This is a genomic window from Roseobacter sp. HKCCA0882, assembly GCF_037805225.1.
Taxonomy (GTDB): Bacteria; Pseudomonadota; Alphaproteobacteria; order Rhodobacterales; family Rhodobacteraceae; genus M30B80.
This window is the reverse complement of sequence record NZ_JBBLYI010000002.1, coordinates 722,984-741,245: the sequence shown is the minus strand read 5'-3', so window position 1 is coordinate 741,245 and position 18,262 is coordinate 722,984. Positions and strand designations below refer to the sequence as shown.

17 protein-coding genes and 1 tRNA gene are annotated in these 18,262 nt (G+C 55.1%); 4 read left to right on the top strand and 14 right to left on the bottom strand.

Features of this window, described 5'->3' with window-relative positions; all coding sequences use genetic code 11:
- Positions 1–10: 10 nt before the first annotated feature.
- The 7 genes from AAC622_RS11940 to mutM form a co-directional block, all read right to left on the bottom strand.
- Positions 11–637, bottom strand: coding sequence for a LysE family translocator (locus AAC622_RS11940; RefSeq protein ID WP_340243784.1), 627 nt, complete (start codon positions 635–637; stop codon positions 11–13).
- A gap of 8 nt (positions 638–645) precedes the next feature.
- Positions 646–1,722 (bottom strand): DNA replication/repair protein RecF, encoded by a 1,077-nt coding sequence (gene recF / locus AAC622_RS11935; RefSeq protein WP_340262854.1) that lies wholly within the window; start codon positions 1,720–1,722, stop codon positions 646–648.
- Between the two features lie 39 nt (positions 1,723–1,761).
- Positions 1,762–2,880 carry a DNA polymerase III subunit beta gene (gene dnaN, locus AAC622_RS11930; protein ID WP_340262851.1) on the bottom strand — a complete coding sequence of 373 codons (1,119 nt, stop codon included), beginning with the start codon at positions 2,878–2,880 and terminating at the stop codon, positions 1,762–1,764.
- A 138-nt stretch (positions 2,881–3,018) separates the two neighbouring features.
- Positions 3,019–4,395, bottom strand: a complete 1,377-nt coding sequence (gene dnaA / locus AAC622_RS11925; protein WP_340262848.1) for a chromosomal replication initiator protein DnaA — start codon at positions 4,393–4,395, stop codon at positions 3,019–3,021.
- A 618-nt stretch (positions 4,396–5,013) separates the two neighbouring features.
- Positions 5,014–5,283 (bottom strand): 30S ribosomal protein S20, encoded by a 270-nt coding sequence (rpsT, locus tag AAC622_RS11920; protein WP_317657210.1) that lies wholly within the window; start codon positions 5,281–5,283, stop codon positions 5,014–5,016.
- 160 nt (positions 5,284–5,443) lie between these two features.
- Positions 5,444–6,220, bottom strand: coding sequence for an enoyl-CoA hydratase (locus tag AAC622_RS11915; RefSeq protein WP_317657209.1), 777 nt, complete (start codon positions 6,218–6,220; stop codon positions 5,444–5,446).
- 64 nt (positions 6,221–6,284) lie between these two features.
- Positions 6,285–7,151: a bifunctional DNA-formamidopyrimidine glycosylase/DNA-(apurinic or apyrimidinic site) lyase gene (mutM, locus tag AAC622_RS11910; RefSeq protein WP_340262846.1), complete on the bottom strand. Its 867-nt coding sequence runs from the start codon at positions 7,149–7,151 to the stop codon at positions 6,285–6,287.
- An 88-nt stretch (positions 7,152–7,239) separates the two neighbouring features.
- Here mutM and ubiE point away from each other — a divergent pair, with 88 nt between their 5' ends.
- Together ubiE and ubiB are read left to right on the top strand one after the other, a co-directional pair.
- Complete coding sequence (ubiE, locus tag AAC622_RS11905) at positions 7,240–8,004, top strand: bifunctional demethylmenaquinone methyltransferase/2-methoxy-6-polyprenyl-1,4-benzoquinol methylase UbiE (RefSeq protein ID WP_340262844.1); 765 nt, start codon at positions 7,240–7,242, stop codon at positions 8,002–8,004.
- Between the two features lie 3 nt (positions 8,005–8,007).
- Positions 8,008–9,537: a 2-polyprenylphenol 6-hydroxylase gene (gene ubiB / locus AAC622_RS11900; RefSeq protein WP_340262841.1), complete on the top strand. Its 1,530-nt coding sequence runs from the start codon at positions 8,008–8,010 to the stop codon at positions 9,535–9,537.
- A 6-nt stretch (positions 9,538–9,543) separates the two neighbouring features.
- Here the strand turns inward: ubiB and AAC622_RS11895 are convergent, their stop codons facing one another.
- Positions 9,544–10,140 (bottom strand): flagellar motor protein MotB, encoded by a 597-nt coding sequence (locus AAC622_RS11895; RefSeq protein WP_340262838.1) that lies wholly within the window; start codon positions 10,138–10,140, stop codon positions 9,544–9,546.
- 150 nt (positions 10,141–10,290) lie between these two features.
- Here AAC622_RS11895 and aroQ point away from each other — a divergent pair, with 150 nt between their 5' ends.
- Positions 10,291–10,728: a type II 3-dehydroquinate dehydratase gene (gene aroQ / locus AAC622_RS11890; RefSeq protein WP_340243793.1), complete on the top strand. Its 438-nt coding sequence runs from the start codon at positions 10,291–10,293 to the stop codon at positions 10,726–10,728.
- Here the strand turns inward: aroQ and AAC622_RS11885 are convergent, their stop codons facing one another.
- Both AAC622_RS11885 and AAC622_RS11880 read right to left on the bottom strand, forming a co-directional pair.
- Positions 10,729–11,613 (bottom strand): UDP-2,3-diacylglucosamine diphosphatase, encoded by an 885-nt coding sequence (locus AAC622_RS11885; RefSeq protein WP_340262837.1) that lies wholly within the window; start codon positions 11,611–11,613, stop codon positions 10,729–10,731. It lies immediately after the preceding gene.
- Positions 11,606–12,670 (bottom strand): glycosyltransferase family 4 protein, encoded by a 1,065-nt coding sequence (locus AAC622_RS11880; protein WP_340262834.1) that lies wholly within the window; start codon positions 12,668–12,670, stop codon positions 11,606–11,608. The genes AAC622_RS11885 and AAC622_RS11880 overlap by 8 nt, the downstream gene beginning before the upstream one ends.
- A gap of 165 nt (positions 12,671–12,835) precedes the next feature.
- On the opposite strand from AAC622_RS11880, the gene AAC622_RS11875 reads away from it, so the two are divergent.
- Positions 12,836–14,236, top strand: coding sequence for an amidase (locus AAC622_RS11875; protein ID WP_340262832.1), 1,401 nt, complete (start codon positions 12,836–12,838; stop codon positions 14,234–14,236).
- A gap of 143 nt (positions 14,237–14,379) precedes the next feature.
- Here the strand turns inward: AAC622_RS11875 and AAC622_RS11870 are convergent.
- From AAC622_RS11870 to AAC622_RS11855, 4 genes are all read right to left on the bottom strand, one after another.
- Positions 14,380–14,455, bottom strand: a tRNA-Thr gene (locus AAC622_RS11870).
- Between the two features lie 58 nt (positions 14,456–14,513).
- On the bottom strand, positions 14,514–16,085 hold the full coding sequence (locus tag AAC622_RS11865; RefSeq protein ID WP_340262830.1) for a heme biosynthesis protein HemY: 1,572 nt from the start codon (positions 16,083–16,085) through the stop codon (positions 14,514–14,516).
- Positions 16,086–16,098: 13 nt separating this feature from the next.
- A complete protein-coding gene (locus AAC622_RS11860) occupies positions 16,099–17,358 on the bottom strand; it encodes a COG4223 family protein (RefSeq protein WP_340262828.1) in 1,260 nt (419 codons plus the stop codon).
- Between the two features lie 113 nt (positions 17,359–17,471).
- Positions 17,472–18,200: a uroporphyrinogen-III synthase gene (locus AAC622_RS11855; protein WP_340262826.1), complete on the bottom strand. Its 729-nt coding sequence runs from the start codon at positions 18,198–18,200 to the stop codon at positions 17,472–17,474.
- Positions 18,201–18,262: the final 62 nt, after the last annotated feature.

Sequence of the window (18,262 nt, the reverse complement as noted above, 5' to 3'; positions counted from 1 at the left end):
GCCACAAGATTTAGCGGTTGAACACCGCAATCGCTATCGCCACCAAGATCAACAGGCCGCCTGCGATCTTGTTGATCCGTGTCAGCGCCACTGGGTTCGTCACAAGGCGGCGTGCACGATCCACAAAAAGCGCAAAAAACGTATTTCCAACCAATGGCACAAACATGGAGATGGCCCCAATCAAGGCAATATCGGTCGCGGTAATCGTGCTGAGATCAAAGAACCCCGGTAGCATCCCCATGTAGAACAAAATCGCTTTGGGGTTGGCTAAAATCACCGCAAGGCCGGCAATGAAACCTGCCCAGACCCCTTTGCGATTAAGGCGGCTATCGGCGCTGATTTGATGGCCTGCATGACGGATCAGCATGACCCCCATACCTGCAAAAACAACCACAGCGAGCCAACGCAGTGCCTCCATCACCCAATCATAACTTGCGACAATCCATGCAAGCCCGACCAAGGCCAGAACTGACCATGCTGTATCCCCCAGTGCCACCCCAAGCATCAGGGGAAACGCCCCGCGCATCCCATGCGCCAATGTGCGCGCGGTCAAGGCCAACCACACAGGGCCAGGGGTGAGAAACAGCACGAAAAGCGCGCCCGCATAGAGCGCCATTTGGGCCAGCGTTATTGTCATTGTCCTACCTAATTGGCCGCTTCCACCCCGAGCGGCACCTCTTGCGCACGCGCGCTAAATTCCATGAACAATTCTGCGCCCGTGCCGGTCAAGAAAGCTTGGGCATTCAGCGCGCATATTTCGTCAAAGAGGGCTGCTCGCCTGTCTGCATCAAGATGTGCCGCCACTTCGTCCAACAGCACCAAAGGTGCGCGGCCCGTGTCCTGCTTTAACGCGCGGGCATTGGCCAAAATAAGAGAAACCAAAAGGGCCTTTTGCTCACCCGTGGAGCATTGCCGCGCTAGGGCATCTTTGACGCGATAAATCGCGCCAAGATCAGTGCGATGCGGACCAACCAAAGTGCGCCCTGCTGCCATGTCGCGTGACCGAGTATCAGACCACAACGTGACCAAATCGGCGGGCACGGTAAAACCCTCTCCCTCCTCCAAGGTCAGATCTGCGATCGGGAAACTGGTTTCAGCCTCCTCTTGCGCGGCAGCAATGCGGGTCAAGGCGGCGTTGCGATTGGCACATATTTGCTCTGCGGCACTCATCATCTGGCGTTCAACCGCCGCATACCAACCCGCATCACGCACCTGATCCTTTAGCAAGCGATTGCGATCCCGCATGGATTTTTCATAGGCCAGAACCGCCTCACCATGATCTGGAAAGAAGCTCAGCGTAATGCGATCCAAAAACCGCCTGCGCCCTTCGGCCCCTTCAATCCAAAGCCGATCTTGCGATGGCACCAGCCAAACAATCCGCAAAAGGCGCGCAAGCGCCAATTGGGGCGCGGATTTCTCATCTATCTCGACCTGACGGGGGCTGCTTGGCTCGGCGCGGGTGATGACTTCATGCACAGTGTCGTCAATCTGCAGGGTCGCCGCCACGCGCCACCCAATCACCTCTGGGCGGCGGATCAAATCCTCGGACGGGGCGCGGCGCATCCCCCGACCAGGGGACAGCATCGAAATCGCTTCTAAGATATTTGTCTTGCCCGCCCCATTTGGCCCATAAATCGCAACAGGACGCCCATCGAAAGACAGCCGCAAACCACGATGGCTGCGAAAATGCGACAGGTGCAAATTCGAGATATAGGCACTCATCCCGCGCGCTCTTTCAATCTACTTGGCGCGCGCGGCGCCTCAGACCCGCATCGGCATTACAACATAGATCGCGCTAGTGTCGTTCCCTTCGCGCATCAAGGTTGGATCACCCGATGAATTGAACATGAAAACAGCATTCTCGCGATCCACTTGGCTGGCGATTTCAAGCAGGTATTTAGCGTTAAAGCCGATCTCGAGCTTTTCATCCGCATAGGCAACCGCCAACTCTTCCTCGGCCGCGCCTGCATCTGGGGCATTCACCGACAGAACCAAACGATCCTCATCAAGGGACAGTTTCACTGCGCGTGAGCGCTCGGACGACACTGTGGCGACACGATCAACTGCACGCGCGAATTCAGAGGCATCCACCTCCAATTTGCGGGTGTTTCCCGATGGGATCACGCGCTGATAATCTGGGAAGGTTCCATCAATCACCTTCGAAGTCAGCGTGATCTCAGGTGTAGCGAACCGAATTTTCGTCTCAGATACGGAAACCGCAATCACCGCATCGTCATCTTCCAACAATTTGCGGATTTCACCCACGGTTTTGCGCGGAACGATCACGCCGGGCATGGCCTCGGCACCTGTGGGCAACTCGGTATCCACGCGCGCCAAGCGGTGACCATCTGTGGCAACCGCGCGCAGCATCCTTCCCTCTTCACCTTCGGCAATATGGAAATAAACGCCGTTGAGATAATAGCGTGTTTCCTCAGTCGAAATCGCGAATTTGGATTTATCGAACAAGCGGCGCAGCGCCGGCGCTTTGGCCGAGAAATTTGCACTATATTCGGACGAGGACATCACAGGAAAATCTTCCTTGGGCAATGTCGCCAAAGAGAAATTCGATCGGCCCGCCTGTACGATTAAGCGACCCAAGGCTGCATCATCACTGATTTGCACCAAGGCCCCGTCAGGCAGTTTGCGCGTAATTTCATGCAGTGTGACCGCCGAAACCGTGGTGGCACCCGCTTGTTCAACATGGGCATCCACCTTGTCCACCACCTCAATATCAAGGTCGGTGGCACGAAAGGAAACATGGCTACCATCCGCCTCGATCAACACATTCGCCAAAATAGGGATCGTGTTACGACGTTCGACAACAGATTGGGCTTGGCTGACAGCTTTGAGCAGGGCCGCGCGCTCGATCGAAAATTTCATAGCCTCGTCTCCAACATATAGCGGGGCGCAGAGGTTACTATCTCTGCGCCGCAGCACAAGTATTTTATCAGCAATGTTTCGATTGGCACAGTCGGGGTCAATGACAATCTTTCGATTGGCATGGCTTAGTGCGGAAAATCACGCCTCCAAAAGACGGCGCAGCAATTCTGCATCTTCCACGAATTGGCTATCCGTGCTCATCAATTCTTCGATTTTACGGACGCCATGCAAAATGGTCGTATGATCACGGCCCCCAAATTTGCGCCCGATTTCTGGCAAGGATCGCGTTGTGTATTTCTTACACAAATACATCGCCATTTGCCGAGGGCGCACAATATTGCGCGCGCGATTGGGGCTCATCAAATCTGCTGGGCGCACTTTGTAATAGTCGCAGGTTTTTTTGATGATTTCATCCATCGTCACCTTGCGGCTGGTCGCGCGCAAAATGTCAGAAAGGCATTCTTGGGTCAGATCTAGCGTGATCTCGGCACCAACCAGATCAGCAAAGGCGCAAAGACGCGTCAAGGCTCCTTCAAGCACCCGCACATTCGATGAGACACGATGCGCAATGAATTCCAAAACTCCGTCTGCGATTTTCAAATCACGATAGCGTTGGCGCTGTGTCTCCAGTTTGGATTGCAGAATACCAAGGCGCAATTCATAATCGGTTGGATGTAAATCCACCACCAAGCCGCATTGCAAACGCGAGGCGATCCGACTGTCGAGATCCTCCATATCAACAGGCGCACGATCCCCTGAAATGATAATCTGTTTACCAAGTTCCACCAAAGCGTTGAACGTGTGAAAGAACTCTTCTTGTGTAGAATTCTTGCCCGCGATGAATTGCACATCATCAACCATCAAAACATCAACCGAACGGAACATCTGCTTAAAGCCGATCGTGTCTTTTTCCCGAAGCGCACGCACAAAGCGATACATGAACTGTTCAGCAGATAGGTAGTGAATGCGCTGATTGGGCTTGTTTTTGGCCAACTCCCAAGCAATCGCGTGCATCAAGTGGGTCTTGCCAAGGCCAACACCGCCGTAAAGAAACAGCGGGTTAAACGCCACGGGGCCACCTTCGGCAACACGGCGCGCGGCGGCGTGAGCTAACTCATTCGGTTTGCCCACGATAAAATTCTCGAACGTGTAAGCAGGGTTCAAATTAGACAAAGGAATGTCCGCATCGGCGCTGATCGCGGCCGAGAGGTCAGGCGCAGACTGCACTGGTGCCCCAACTGCAGGCGTTTGCGGTGAATTAGGTGTTTGGGGAGCGCTCTGCACCAAGAATTCCAAGCGGTCTACCGCAAGCCCTGCGCCATGCAGGTGGCGCAAAATTACATCACCAAATTTTTGCGAAACCCAAGTGCCAAAGAAATTCGTGGGGACACGGAAACGCGCGATGCGGGCATCGATGCGGTCAAACTCAATCGGCTCAATCCAAGATTTGAAGTTATTTTTTCCAATCGCCGATTGCAGTTCATTACACACATCCACCCACTTGTCGTTCGTCATTATGCACCTACGCTTGTTTTTAATTTTGCCACATGAGAACCGCCTTTCTGGCAGCTCCCACGCGGATCATCCCCGCTTAACGTTTTCAGAAAATCTGCCTGACCCATTGCAAGTCCAACGGCATACTTATGCCCGCTTGCAACGTCCAAACCGCGACAGCGAACCGTCTTGAACGATTTTTGCAAAAAAGGTGCCCACTCGCAGTTTGCGAGATCCTATTTTGCCGTTCTTAAAATACGGTCACTCTCTCGAGGGAACACAAACACCTTCGGTGCAGACGCTTGGCATCTCAGCCATAGATCAGAGCGATAACCATGCGTAGACACGCAATAGCATCGCTCAACCTATAGGCAGATTAATCCACCCTGCGCCGCGCACAAAAATTTGCGCGCGTTGGTTTTTACACCTGTCAGCTGTCCCCCCAGACAATCTGAATCACCTCGCAAGGCTAGCGGGAGTCGCGCCCTCCTCGCAATAGAACTTCACGCTTGACACAATTCTTTTTCAAACCCGAATCTGATGCATCCGCAGAACGGCCTTGATCGACAAAGATTTTCCCAAAAAAAACGCCCGCACAGGCGGGCGAATTTGTCATAATAATTAGGTCAAAGCCCAATATTACTTGGCCGAAAGCGCCTTAACACGGGCCGACAGACGCGACATTTTCCGCGCAACCGTGTTTTTATGCAGGACACCTTTTGTCACACCGCGCATCAGCTCAGGCTGTGCATCGCGCAACGCGGCTGCAGCAACAGATGCATCGCCTGTTGCAATCGCTTCTTCAACTTTGCGCAGGTAAGTGCGAATACGCGAACGGCGCGCTTTATTTACTTCATAGCGGCGCTCATTCTGGCGGGCGCGTTTTTTGGACTGAGGCGTATTTGCCATCGGTTGATCCCTTCTCTCAGGCTCGTATCAATTAAAATGCAACGCGCGCCTGTCCAGCACCAACCACGGGTTTATAACCGGGTCCTCTGGCCAAGGCGGGCCTCACACGCATGTCTGAGACGCGCATTACGGGAATTCTGACAGAATGTGAAGCCCTGAATCACTTATCGCGAAACTGGGCTTCGCGCTTTTCAAGAAAGGCTGCCATGCCTTCCTTTTGGTCTTCAGTGGCAAATAGCGCATGAAACAGGCGGCGTTCAAACAAAACGCCTTCACGAAGCGTGGTTTCATAGCTGCGATTGACCGATTCTTTGACAGCCATCACAGTGACCATGGATTTCTCAGCAATCTTGGCCGCCGCACCCATGACCTCTTCCATCAATTTTTTGGCAGGGACAACACGGCTGACAAGACCTGCCCGCTCTGCTTCTTCAGCGGTCATGAAGCGGCCTGTCAGATGCATATCCATCGCTTTCGACTTACCCACAAAACGGGTGAGGCGCTGCGTGCCGCCGATCCCCGCGACAATGCCCAAATTGATCTCAGGCTGTCCGAATTTTGCAGTATCCGCGGCAATGATGAAGTCGCACATCATCGCCAATTCGCATCCACCGCCCAAGGCATAGCCCGCAACGGCGGCAATAATGGGCTTGCGACAGCGCAGTAATTCTTCCGTCTCAGTTGTGAATAAATCGCCTGCGAATACATCGACAAAGCTTTTCTCGGACATTTCTTTGACATCTGCCCCTGCGGCAAAGGCCTTATCCGAGCCAGTAATAACGATTACGCGAACCTTATCATTAGAATTGGCGGATTTGATGACCTTGGACAATTCGCCGAGCAACTGAATGTTCAGCGCGTTCAACGCATCAGGTCTGTTCAGCTTGATTAGGCAGACATGGTTTTCAATGTCCACAATCAGGGTTTCATAGGCCATCGCCAGTCAATCCTCGCAGGTTTGCATTTGCGGCAGGGTTAACAGGATAAGCCAAAAGTTGAAACTACCTTTGGCAGGCAGGGCAGTAGAAACTTGACCGCCCCGATTGCACAATACGGCGGATCACGCCCGCGCATCCCGACTTGAGGCAAGGCTGGCCTTCGCGGTCATAGACTTGGAATCCATGCTGGAAATATCCTAATTCCCCATCTGCTTGGCGATAATCACGCAAGGATGACCCGCCCGCTTCAAGTGCCTCGGATAAAACCTCGCGAATGATTGGGACAAGGGACGCAACACGCGCAGGTGCAATTCGGCCTGCTTGACGGGTCGGGGATATCCCCGCGCGAAACAGGGATTCGCAAACATAGATATTCCCCAACCCCGCCACGATCCGCTGGTCGAGCAAAGCCGCCTTGATTGGTGTTTTGCGCCCAGACAGTGCATCGACCAAATAACGCTCATCAAACTGGTTACCCAATGGTTCTGGGCCGATCTCGCGGATCAGCCAGTGATCCGCCTCACCCGCAGTCGCAAACAGATCCATCGCACCAAATCGGCGTGGATCGTTAAAGGTGACACGCGCGCCTTGTGCCATTTCGAAAACAACATGATCATGTTTTTGAGGGGCAGGATGGCCATGCACGAACTGCGCAAGTGTCTCGCGCGCGCCTTCAGGCAGCGAAATCAACATTCGCCCCGACATGCCCAAATGGATCAAGACAGTCGTGCCGCGATCTAAATCCATCAAGATATATTTCGACCGCCGCCGCAAACGCAGGATACGCGCTCCAGAAACATCCCGCGCCATATTGGCAGGGAATGGCCAACGCAAACCCTCACGATTGAGGCGCAATTCTGTGATCACCTGCCCCTCCATGACGGGGATAAGACCACGGCGCACTGTTTCCACTTCGGGAAGTTCTGGCAAATTCTTCACTCCTTGTTCCAAGCGTCGCATTGTCAGGCGGCCCTTGCTGCCTATAAGAGAGGGGAGTTGAGAAGGAGGGCAAGGCCCGATGACATCGAAAGATGAAAGCCAAGACAGCCGCACCACCCATTTCGGTTTCCAAACCGTGGGCGAGGATGAAAAGGCAGGCATGGTACACGGCGTGTTTTCCAATGTGGCAAGCCGCTATGATGTGATGAATGATGTCATGTCCGCAGGCATTCACCGCGTTTGGAAAGATGCGATGATGGATTGGCTTGCCCCGCGCGCGGGTCAGGACTTGCTCGATGTTGCGGGCGGGACGGGCGATATCGCTTTCCGCTTTCTCAAACGCGCGCCTTCTGCGAAGGCAACAGTGCTTGATATGACGCAATCCATGCTGATCGAGGGGCAAAAGCGCGCTGAAGCCGCGCATATGGCTGACAGTCTGAATTGGATTGTGGGCGATGCCATGGCGCTGCCCTTTGAAAACAATCGTTTTGACGTCTACACCATCAGCTTTGGCATCCGTAACGTGACCCGAGTGCAGGATGCGCTGAACGAGGCGTTTCGTGTCCTCAAACCTGGTGGACGCCTGATGGTTTTGGAATTCAGCCAATTGCCGAATACGAGCCTGCAAAAGCTTTATGATCTCTATTCGTTCAATGTCATCCCACGGATGGGTCAGATGATTGCCAATGATCGCGACAGCTATCAATATTTGGTCGAGTCGATCCGTAAATTTCCCGATCAAGAGACCTTTGCAGGGATGATCCGCACCGCTGGGTTTGAGCAAGTATCCTATCGTAATCTCAGCTTTGGCATCGCCGCGCTGCATTCTGGTTGGAAAATTTAACCGATGCGCGGGCCACATAATATTTGGCGTGTTATCCGCACAGGCGCCACATTCGAGCGCACCGGTGCGATGCGTGTGGCGCTTGAGGCGCTGAAGGCGCCGCGATCCTTGCGCATTGCAGCACGGGTTTTGGGCCTGCCGTTTGCATGGCTGGGGCATCGCGGTGACCCCGCCCTACCACCTGTAACACGCGCGCTGACGGCCCTTGGCCCTGCCTATATCAAATTTGGGCAAATTCTATCGACCCGCCCTGATGTGGTGGGTTCAGAATTGGCGCAACAATTGCGCGTGCTGCAAGATAAGCTGCCACCCTTCTCGACAGAGCGCGCCAAAAAGGTCATTTCCGATGAATTGGAAATTCCTGTCGACCAATTATTCAGCGCCTTTTCCGAGCCAGTCGCAGCCGCCTCTATCGCGCAAGTGCATCAAGCGACCTTGGCTGAGACAGGACAAGAGGTTGCAGTTAAGGTGTTACGCCCCCAAATCGTGCGCGCCTTTCGCAAAGATATCGATGCCTTTTACCTGATCGCGTGGCTGGTCGAAACCCTTGCACCTGCCACGCGGCGGTTGCGTCCACGTGAAGTGGTCGAGCATTTCGAAGGTGTGGTTCTGCAGGAACTTGATCTGAGGATCGAAGCTGCCGCAGCAGGGGAATTTGCGGCCAACACGGCAAATGACGAAGGCTTTGATGTGCCTCAAATTCAATGGGGCCTGTCATCGCGGCAGGTGATGACGATGAGTTGGGCCAAAGGTGTGCCGCTTGGCGATGTCGCAGCGATTGACGCGGCAGGCTTTGACCGCCGCGCCTTAGCTGCGCGCGTGCTGCAGATGTTCCTACGCCACGCTCTGCGGGATGGCTATTTCCATGCCGATATGCACCAAGGAAATCTCAAAGTTTCACCTGTGGGTGACATTGTGGCCTTGGATTTCGGAATCATGGGGCGGCTCGATGAATACACGCGCCGCGTCTACGCCGAAATTTTGATGGGCTTTATTCGCAAAGATTACCGCCGCGTGGCAGAGGTGCATTTTGAAGCGGGATATGTGCCCGCCGATCGCGATGTTGATCAATTCGCGCAAGCCCTCAGATCGGTTGGCGAGCCAATTTTCGGCATGGATGCAAGCCGCATTTCCATGGCACGACTTCTGTCATATCTCTTTGATGTGACTGAAAAATTTGGCATGGAAACGCGCACTGAACTGATCTTGCTGCAACGCACAATGGTTGTTGTTGAGGGGGTTGCGCGCTCCCTTGATCCACATATCAATATTTGGGATGTGGCAAAGCCCGTGGTCGAAGATTACATCGCCCGCAACATTGGGCCTAAAGCCGTAATCGCCGACCTTCTGAAAACGGCAAAGGTGCTCGCGCGGTTCGGGCCACGCTTGCCAGATTTAGCTGAGGCGGCGCTGCTTGCGCAGGTCAACACCAAACCCACAAAGCCTGTCTCAAGGTGGAAGGAGCGTGTGGCCTATGGCGCGCTCGGCTTTGGTTTGGCGGGGGGAATTTTGGCGATCGCTGAATTTCTATAGGCGTCTTTATGGCATGCGCAGCGCCTCAACCTGATCGGCGGCGATTTCAACCCCACCTGCCATAACCAGGCGCAGTTGATCCCCCTCCATCCGCGCTTCATGAATGCGGGCAAATACGCTGACAGGTTCGGTTTTTGGAACCTCCTCCCCCTCGATATAGGCGCGCGTCTCAAATCGATAGGTGCCATTCGGCAAAGCGGCGCCTGCCTCTATTTCACCCGTCCATCTGAGCCGTCCCCCTGCAGGGTCAATTGCTTGGGTTTGCACAACTTGGCCCCCGGAATTCATCACCACCAATTCCATCCGCGCGGCACGATCATTTTGCGCCACGGAGAGCTCGGAAAAGGGGCTTTCACCGCCAAATGCGCCCTCGCCACCACCAGAAATTCGGGCAATTGGAACATTGGGGCTAAAATAATCTGCGATACCCTTGCGCTGCTGCTCGGTTGTGGCGTTCAAAAGCCACATCACCATAAAGAACGCCATCATCGCGGTCACAAAATCCGCATAGGCCACTTTCCACGCGCCGCCGTGATGACCATCCCCGCCAACAACCTTTTTCCGTTTAATGATAATGGGGCGATTTTTCAGATCATCAGCCATAGGCGGCATCCACATTCCCAAAGACAAAGCCTCACGAGCCCATAGCGTAATGCGAGAAACTTTAGGATCGGGTAAACGGCTTTTGCACTTCCCCCAAAGCCGTGGTTAACTGCACGAAAGAACAATCTGCTCATATAGGATGGCATAACGATGGCGCGGATGATTTACATTCTCAATGGCCCAAACCTTAATCTCTTGGGCAAGCGAGAGCCGCATATTTACGGGCATGAAACCCTTGAAGATGTTGAACGGCGGTGTAAGGCGCTGCTTCCCGAAGGGTTTGATCTCTCTTTGCGCCAATCAAATCACGAAGGCCAACTCATTGACTGGATCCATGAGGCGCGCGAAGCCGCCTGTGGTATTGTCATCAATCCAGGCGCTTATACCCATACCTCAATCGCAATTTATGATGCGCTTTGTGCCTATGAGGGGCCAGTGATTGAGGTGCATATATCGAATGTTCATAAACGCGAAGCGTTTCGCCATCATTCCTATGTCTCTGGGCGTGCCGAAGGTGTGATCGCAGGGCTTGGGCTTGACGGATATGAGGCCGCCACGCGGCGCATCGTGACCCTAAATGGCGCGTAATTAGCCCACGCGGCGGTCATGCCATAGCTTTCGTATATAGGTTTCCACAGTCGCGCCAAGCATATCATTGCGGCGGGGCAAATCTGACTGCGTGTCCCCTGTTGGCGCTGTTTCAATCAACTCAAGCTGGCCATTTTCATATTCGGCAATCGCGTGATGCGGCCCGTCACGGCGCACCCATGAGCCACAATTGGCGAACACACCCCCGCCGGCTTGGCTCAATTCAGGCATATGACTGTGGCCGCAAATGATGCCGTCCAACCCGTCACGCGCAGCGCGCTCAAGCGCGAGCCGTTTGAAGGACTGACCCAAAAGCGGCATCCCCCCTTCAATGGATTTGCGCAAAGACCATCGTTTTTTTCGGCTGGCCACCTCTGAGACGCGGCGCGGGTTGATAGGCTGAACATAGCCTTTCTCAGTCAACCACGACCAAAGATTATCCAAGGATTTAGACGACCCTTTGACCAGACGATTGTCAAATTGATCGCCATGCATGACCAAATACCGCCGCCCATCAGCCGCCAAATGGATCACCCGCTCCTCAATCCGAAGCCCGAATTTTCGCAAAATCAATGGTCGGAGAACCGTGGGTAAAATCTCGCGCAACTTTTCGTCATGATTGCCCGTGATGACCGTCACCCGCACACGTTCATCGCGGCGCAGGCGTAATATCTCGCTCAACACGTTCTGACAATCGTCATTCCAGAACCAACGCTTTTCTAATTTCCAGCCATCAATCACATCGCCAACCAAAAACAGGTTGCGGAATTCATAGCGCGCCAAGAGCCGCCGAACGGCCGCAAGATCAGCCGCTTTGTGGCCCATATGCAGATCAGAGAGAAACAAACTTCTGATCTTGATTGGCTGACGGCGCGGATCAGCCATGGCTCTCGCAGACAAGGTTCTTGTGGAACACATCGGCCACTTCTGGCCATGAATAGCGCGCCTTGGTTTTGTCATGCCGTTCTTGCGGGCTACCTTTGGCAGCAAGAGCGCGGCGCACAGCATCCGCAAGATCAGTGTCACTGATCGCCCCAAGGGCCGGATCGTGACCCATAATGTCGGATGGGCCTGGTTCGTCAAAGGCCGCAATTGGCAAGCCTGAGGCCAACGCCTCAATCAAAACAATTCCAAACGTGTCAGTGCGCGAAGGAAATACGAAAACATCCGCATCCCGATAGGCATCGGCCAAAGCGCGCCCTGTTAAGCTGCCTGTAAACCGCACGCTGCCATAGGCTTTGCGGAGATGTGACAAAAGCGGGCCATCCCCCACAACGATTTTTTCCGCTGCAATGGGAAGCGCAAGGAAAGCTTCGATATTCTTCTCTTTAGATACGCGCCCCACATAGAGAAGCCTTGGAGGCTCGGCGCGCTTTGGATCGGGGACGGGATAGAACAGATCATAATCTACACCACGCAACAACCGCACCATCGGCGCGGTAAACCCGCTATCTCGCAACTGCTGCTCAATCCGCGCAGTCGCAACAAATACGCAGGTCGAGGCATTGTGAAATTTACGCAAAACGGCCGTGACACTCCGCTCAGCGAAACTGCTCAAAAATTTGGGAACGCGCAGCGCAATATATCGGGCAAAATCGGTGTGGAAGGCCGTGGTGAATGGAACGCCGCGCGCCGTGCAATAGCGCCAAGCCGCCCAACCCAGTGGGCCTTCAACCGCGATATGGATTGCATCTGGCGCATAGTCTTCAATCAATCGACGCAAAGGGCGCGCGGGTAAGATTGCCAGTTCAATCTCTTTGTAAAACGGCAGCGCGATCCGCCGAAAATCTTCTGGGCCAATGACCCGAACATCCACATTGCGCTCTTCAAGCGCAGCGATGATATTTTGGTAAGTGCGCACCACACCATTGATCTGGCCGCCCCATGCGTCCGAAATGATCAAAACACGTTTTGGCATTGGCGCTGTTGAGGTGCCGCCCATAGTCGCCCCACTGATCCGCCATCAAACTTCGTCCCAGATGGCGCGTCTTTGTGACAGGTGCGTGTCAACTTGTGTAAAAAGCCAAAAATCTCTGAGATTTGCTATATCTTCACAACAGCGCAGGCTTCGGTCTTTATGGGGCAACCACATTTTGCGAGATGGATCATGACGACAGCTTATCGCCCCGCCCATGAATTGATGGATGAAATCGCCAAAGGCAGTCTTTCTCCAAGCGCGCTGATGGAAGAAAGCTTGGCGCGCATCGCGGCGACCAATCCCAAGATCAATGCCATCGTGGCGCTCCGTGATGAAGCTGCCTTGATGGACGAGGCCCGCGCCATGGACGCGGCCCCTCTAAAAGGGCCACTGCATGGCCTGCCTTTTGCTGTGAAAGATTTGGTTGCCACCAAAGGGATCACAAGCAGCTGGGGATCACCGATTTTCAAAGATTTCGTACCGAGCAAAGACGACCTTCTTGCAGCGCGCCTCAGGGCCGCTGGTGCGATTTTAATCGGCAAGACGAATGTGCCTGAGTTCGGTTTAGGATCGCACAGCTTTAATCCCCTCTACGGCACAACCAAAAACCCGTATGATTTAGAAAAATCGGCAGGCGGGTCATCGGGCGGCGCAGGTGCGGCTTTGGCGGCGGGTTTGGTCAGTCTTGCCGATGGATCAGACATGATGGGCAGCCTGCGCAATCCGGCCGCATGGAATAATCTATATAGCCTAAGGCCCACGCATGGTCTGGTGCCCGCCGAACCCCAAGGCGAAATGGTCATGCATCCCTTGTCTACCGATGGGCCAATGGCACGCAACCCACAAGATTTGGCACTTTTGTTGAATGTCCTTGCAGGGCCTGATCCGCGCGTGCCGTATCACTGGCCCAAATGTGACTTTCAAAACCTGCCGCATTTCTCTGGGGCCAAAATTGCATGGCTTGGCGATTGGGGTGGGGCCTTAGCTTTGGAGCCTAGCCTAATCACCCATCTCGAGGCCTCTTTGGCAATTCTGTCCGAAGCAGGTACCACAGTTGCGCCAGACAAACCACCTTTCCCATTCGAGAAGATTTGGGCCTCATGGTGCAGGCTTCGGCATTTTGCAATCTTGGGAAAATTGGGGGGCTATGCGTCCAATCCTCTCCAACGCGACCTGCTAAAACCCGAAGCGATTTGGGAGATTGAGGGCGGTCAATCTCTAACCCCTGCCGATATTCTCGCCGCAAGTGCGGATCGATCTGACTGGCTACGCGCCGCTGCGCGCAGCTTTGAAAGCTTTGATTTCCTAGCCCTCCCCGCAACGCAGACATGGCCCTTTGCGGCAGAGCTACGCTATCCCGAGGCGATCAATGGCCGCGCAATGGATACCTATCACCACTGGATGGCGGTCGTCACACCCGCAAGCCTTGGCGGCTTACCCGCCCTAACCCTGCCAGCTGGTTTTGGTGAAACAGGCCTTCCCGCGGGCATTCAAATCATCGGGCCAAAAGGATCAGACGCGCAGCTTCTGGCGCTCGCCAATGCCTATCACAGCGTCAATCCGTGGAAGGACAAACGCCCCACACTGTAACCGCCGCCACTCAATCAAGACCCGCGTCAAGCGATGAAGGCAATATCTAACGCCGCCTTCCAACCCGTCCAACTGGGGCTTTGGATTGGGGGCGGCGAATATGTGGGCCATATCACTTTCAGATTGACTACTAAATGTAGTAGTGGTGCCGCTGAAGGGACTCGAACCCCCGACCCCATCATTACGAATGACGTGCTCTACCAGCTGAGCTACAGCGGCCACGGGCGCGCTCTTAGCAAGGTTGTGCGCGCTTGTGTAGACCTAATGTAATCCGTGTTTAATTTACGCCACGGGCGGCCTGCACCGCGTCTGCGCCCTTACTGGCGTCCTCCTCATCATCAATTCGGAATTCAGGGCCCAAAGTTAACGTATCCTCGCCCGATACGGGCTCGACCACAGGCTCTGATGGGGCTGACTGCTGCGGGGCTGCGACTGTTTCAGGCGTTTCCACTGCAGCGGGGCTTGGGGCATCTAAGGCACCCACGATCAAAGGCAGCATTTGTTCAGGCCCTTGCAACGCGGCCTCACTTTGCGGCGGCACCGCCCAATGCAATGTATCGAACCCATCACAATGGGTGCAGGTTGGGCGCCATTCGGCGTGAACATGACCACAGGCCTCGCACAGCCATTGCGGCCCACGCGATGCTGTAACTGCTTTTGCAAGCCAAGCCCGTACCAGACGATCTTCACCGCCTTCGCCGCGCTCAATTGCGGCCATAACAGTCAGGCTGCGCGCATCTGGCTCATCCTGTGCCAAACTGCCAAGGGCCTTGCGGGCCTCGCCAAATTCCTTCGCGGCGATTTGCAATTCCGCCTCCAAAAGGCGTGCCTCGCGGTGGCCTTGATGCTGCTTTAACAAAGGACGGAAGCGTTTGATCCGCGCCTCTGGCGTTTCTTCGGGAACGATTTCGGCAAAAGCCGCGGCTAGATCAGGATGCGGCGCAAGACCCCATGCTTTTTGGATCACCGATGCAGCCTGCTTTGCCTTACCCTCGGCAATCGACATGCGCGCCGCCATCACTGCGGCGGGCACAAGGCTGGGAGATTGGCGATTGGCGGATTTTGCCAGCTCTGTCGCACGGGTAATTTGGCCATCTGCCAAAGCCTCACGCGCATCGGCAAGGGCCAAGACAGCATCACGGCGCTTATGCACATCGCGCGGCAAAGTGCCTGACCGCAGTTTTGCATTCAATGTGGCCCGTGCCCCTGCCCAATCTTCATATTGCGCCTGAAGACGCAGCAAGGTGTCCTGCATATCCGCATTTTTGGGCCGCAGGGCGAGGGCCTTTTCAGCGAGTTTCAACGCCGTGTCGGTGTCACCTGCGGCCAATTTCTGCTGCAACAAGCCCCGAACACCGACAAAACGGGTGCGCTCATCTTGAACCAAGGCTTTGAATGCTTCGGTCGCGCGGGCCTCGTCGCCCGCCATTTCCGCCCCTTGGGCAATCAATAAATTCGTCACCTCTGGCCGCGCCAGCAGCTTGGCTGCCCGCTCTGCTTTACGGATGGCCAAATGCCCTTCACCCGCGGCAAGGGCGAGGATCGAGTCTGACAATGCCTCAAACCCGCGTTTTTCACTGCGGCGATTGAAGTAACGGGTCAGTGCAGTTTCATCGCCATTGAGGAAACGGATACCCGCCACGACCAGCCCTGTGAGGCGCATCAAAACCCACACCAGAACCAAAGCGGCCAGCGCCAACAACACCGACACAAAAGGTGTCAGAACAAATTCGCGCCCTGCCACCGTGATTAGCGCCACATCACCGATCTCGAGCAAATAGGTGGCCCCAATCGCCAAAAGGGCGGTGGCGGCTACGAAAATCAGCGCCTTGAGCATGGACCACAACATCACATCGCCCCCCTTAACCCGCTTGACCGATTACGGCGCGATAGGTTTCGAAGGCCTCAGTCACAGAGAGACGCACCTCAACCTGAGCGACCCAATTCGAAAATACGGCTTGGGCAGGGGCAGGCAGGGCCGAAAGTTCGGCCAAAGCCAAAGACAAATCGCCTTGATCAACGGCCCCTTGGGCACGGGACAAGATTGCATCTGGGTCATCCCCGTCACGCGGGCTGAGCGACCGACCACCAATTTGGCCTTGCAGAAACGCCCCCACTCGCGCGCTTAGTGTATCGCCTGCCGTTTCGCGCAAGGCAATTGGCAGCGCATCACGCGCCAAGGGCGCAAATTCCGTGCGAAGCTGCGACAGGCGTACCAGTCCCGTCTCGGCCGCAGTGTGCAACAGAGCGGGGGCGGTGATGCCTGATCCTGCCTCCGCATCAGATAGCGCAGCTGCAAACGGCGCACCGCTTTCCATCGCCAATGTCAGGCGCACAATCGCGCTGCTGGCCTGAAGGCGTGCCACTTCACTGGTGATCGTCTCACGCAACGCGGCGAGTCCGGTTTCAGCATCTTGTGAAACGGCCTCAAGCGCGCCCCGTTGGCTGTCTACTAGCGCCTGCAATGTGGCAATCTGCTGATCCAACGCGACACCATTTGCCCCCAAAAGTGAAACGTCTACACCTTCGGGGCGGGCTTCAAGCGTGGCAATGCGCGATTGCAGATCGGAGAGCGCGTTGGCTTGTGCCGCAAGATCGGCGTAAAGCGCATCAAGCTTGGTGGTGATTGGGGTCAAATCAACCTGCGGCACCGAGACTGCATCAAGATCCGCGCGAAGATCGGCCAAACCCGCTTCAAGCGGCGCAAGATCGACTGTGGCGGCCCCTTGGTCCGCGAGGCCTGCGCGCAGTTCATCCTGTGTTGCCTCAATGGCAGAGAGACGCGCAGCAATATCATTGGAGGGCTCCGCGCTTGGCAAAAGACTGGCCGCAGCGAAGCCAAGCCCTGCAGCAAGACCACCCCCTAAAACCATCGGCCAAACCGAATTGCGTGGCTTTGGTAAAGTCGTGGCAGCAGGCGCTGTTTCGGATTGGCTTGGCACAGCATCCGTTGCGGGCTTAGTTGCCGCTTTCGGCGCAGGTTTTGCAGTGGTTTTTGCCGTGGTCTTTACAGCCGCTTTGGGTGTCGCCTTCGCTGAGGTCGATTTGCGCGCCTGTGATGGTGTTCGTTTTGAACGCGACCCTGTCGAAGCCTGCGAAGATGTTGATTTTTTTTCCGCCATACAGACCTCTTACCCGCCAGAATCATGCTGTCCAGTTACATTGACAGCGTTTTTCAGAAGCTTAGAGCAGCCATCCCATCCGCTCAAGCCTTGCAGGCCACCCGATCGCGCCTTTAGCGAAGATATCTCGCTAGCGCATCAATCATCGCGCCTGCATTAGGAGATTGCGCCACAGATACCCGCGCCTGAAACGCGGCAGGGATGGCATCAGCGGTTGCCGCACTGATCGCAACAAGCTGCAAATCCGCGCCCGTGTTTTCTGGCAAAGCAGCAAAAAACAAGGCTGCAGAGCGGGGTGAAAACAGCGGGACAACAATCGATCTATCGCTCTGAAAAAGTGAGGTAAATTCAACATCAGGGGCCAGTGCATCCTGCGCGTATATCGCCAAGTGATCAGCAGTCTGGCCTGCAGCTTGCAAAACCGCGCACAGATCGCCCGCTTGGTGGCGCCCATGCAGATGGATCACCCGCGCCGAGCGCGGCAGATCGGCCAAAATCAACGCTGAAAGATCGGTGACATCACCCTCCGCAGATCGTGCCACTAAACCCAAAGCCTGCGCCGCTTGCGCGGTTTTTTGCCCAACACAATAGGCTGTGACCCCCAAAGCCGCGTCAGGTTCCTTTGACAATTCAGAAAAGGCAGAAACCCCGTTTTCCGAGGTGAACACGACCGCATCATAGCGCGAGATATCCACATCCACTGGGATCACAGACATCGTCATCAGGGGATGGATCGAAAGCGCGGGCCGCTGCCCCAAAGCCGCCGTCATCTCATCAGCAAACCGCTGCGATTGCGCAGCAGAACGGGTCAGAAGGATCAAAGGGCAAGCATTGTCAGCCATAGCCTGCAATGATACCTGCCTTGCGAGGCGCTTACAATTGGCTTCCATCGCAGATATCTTTG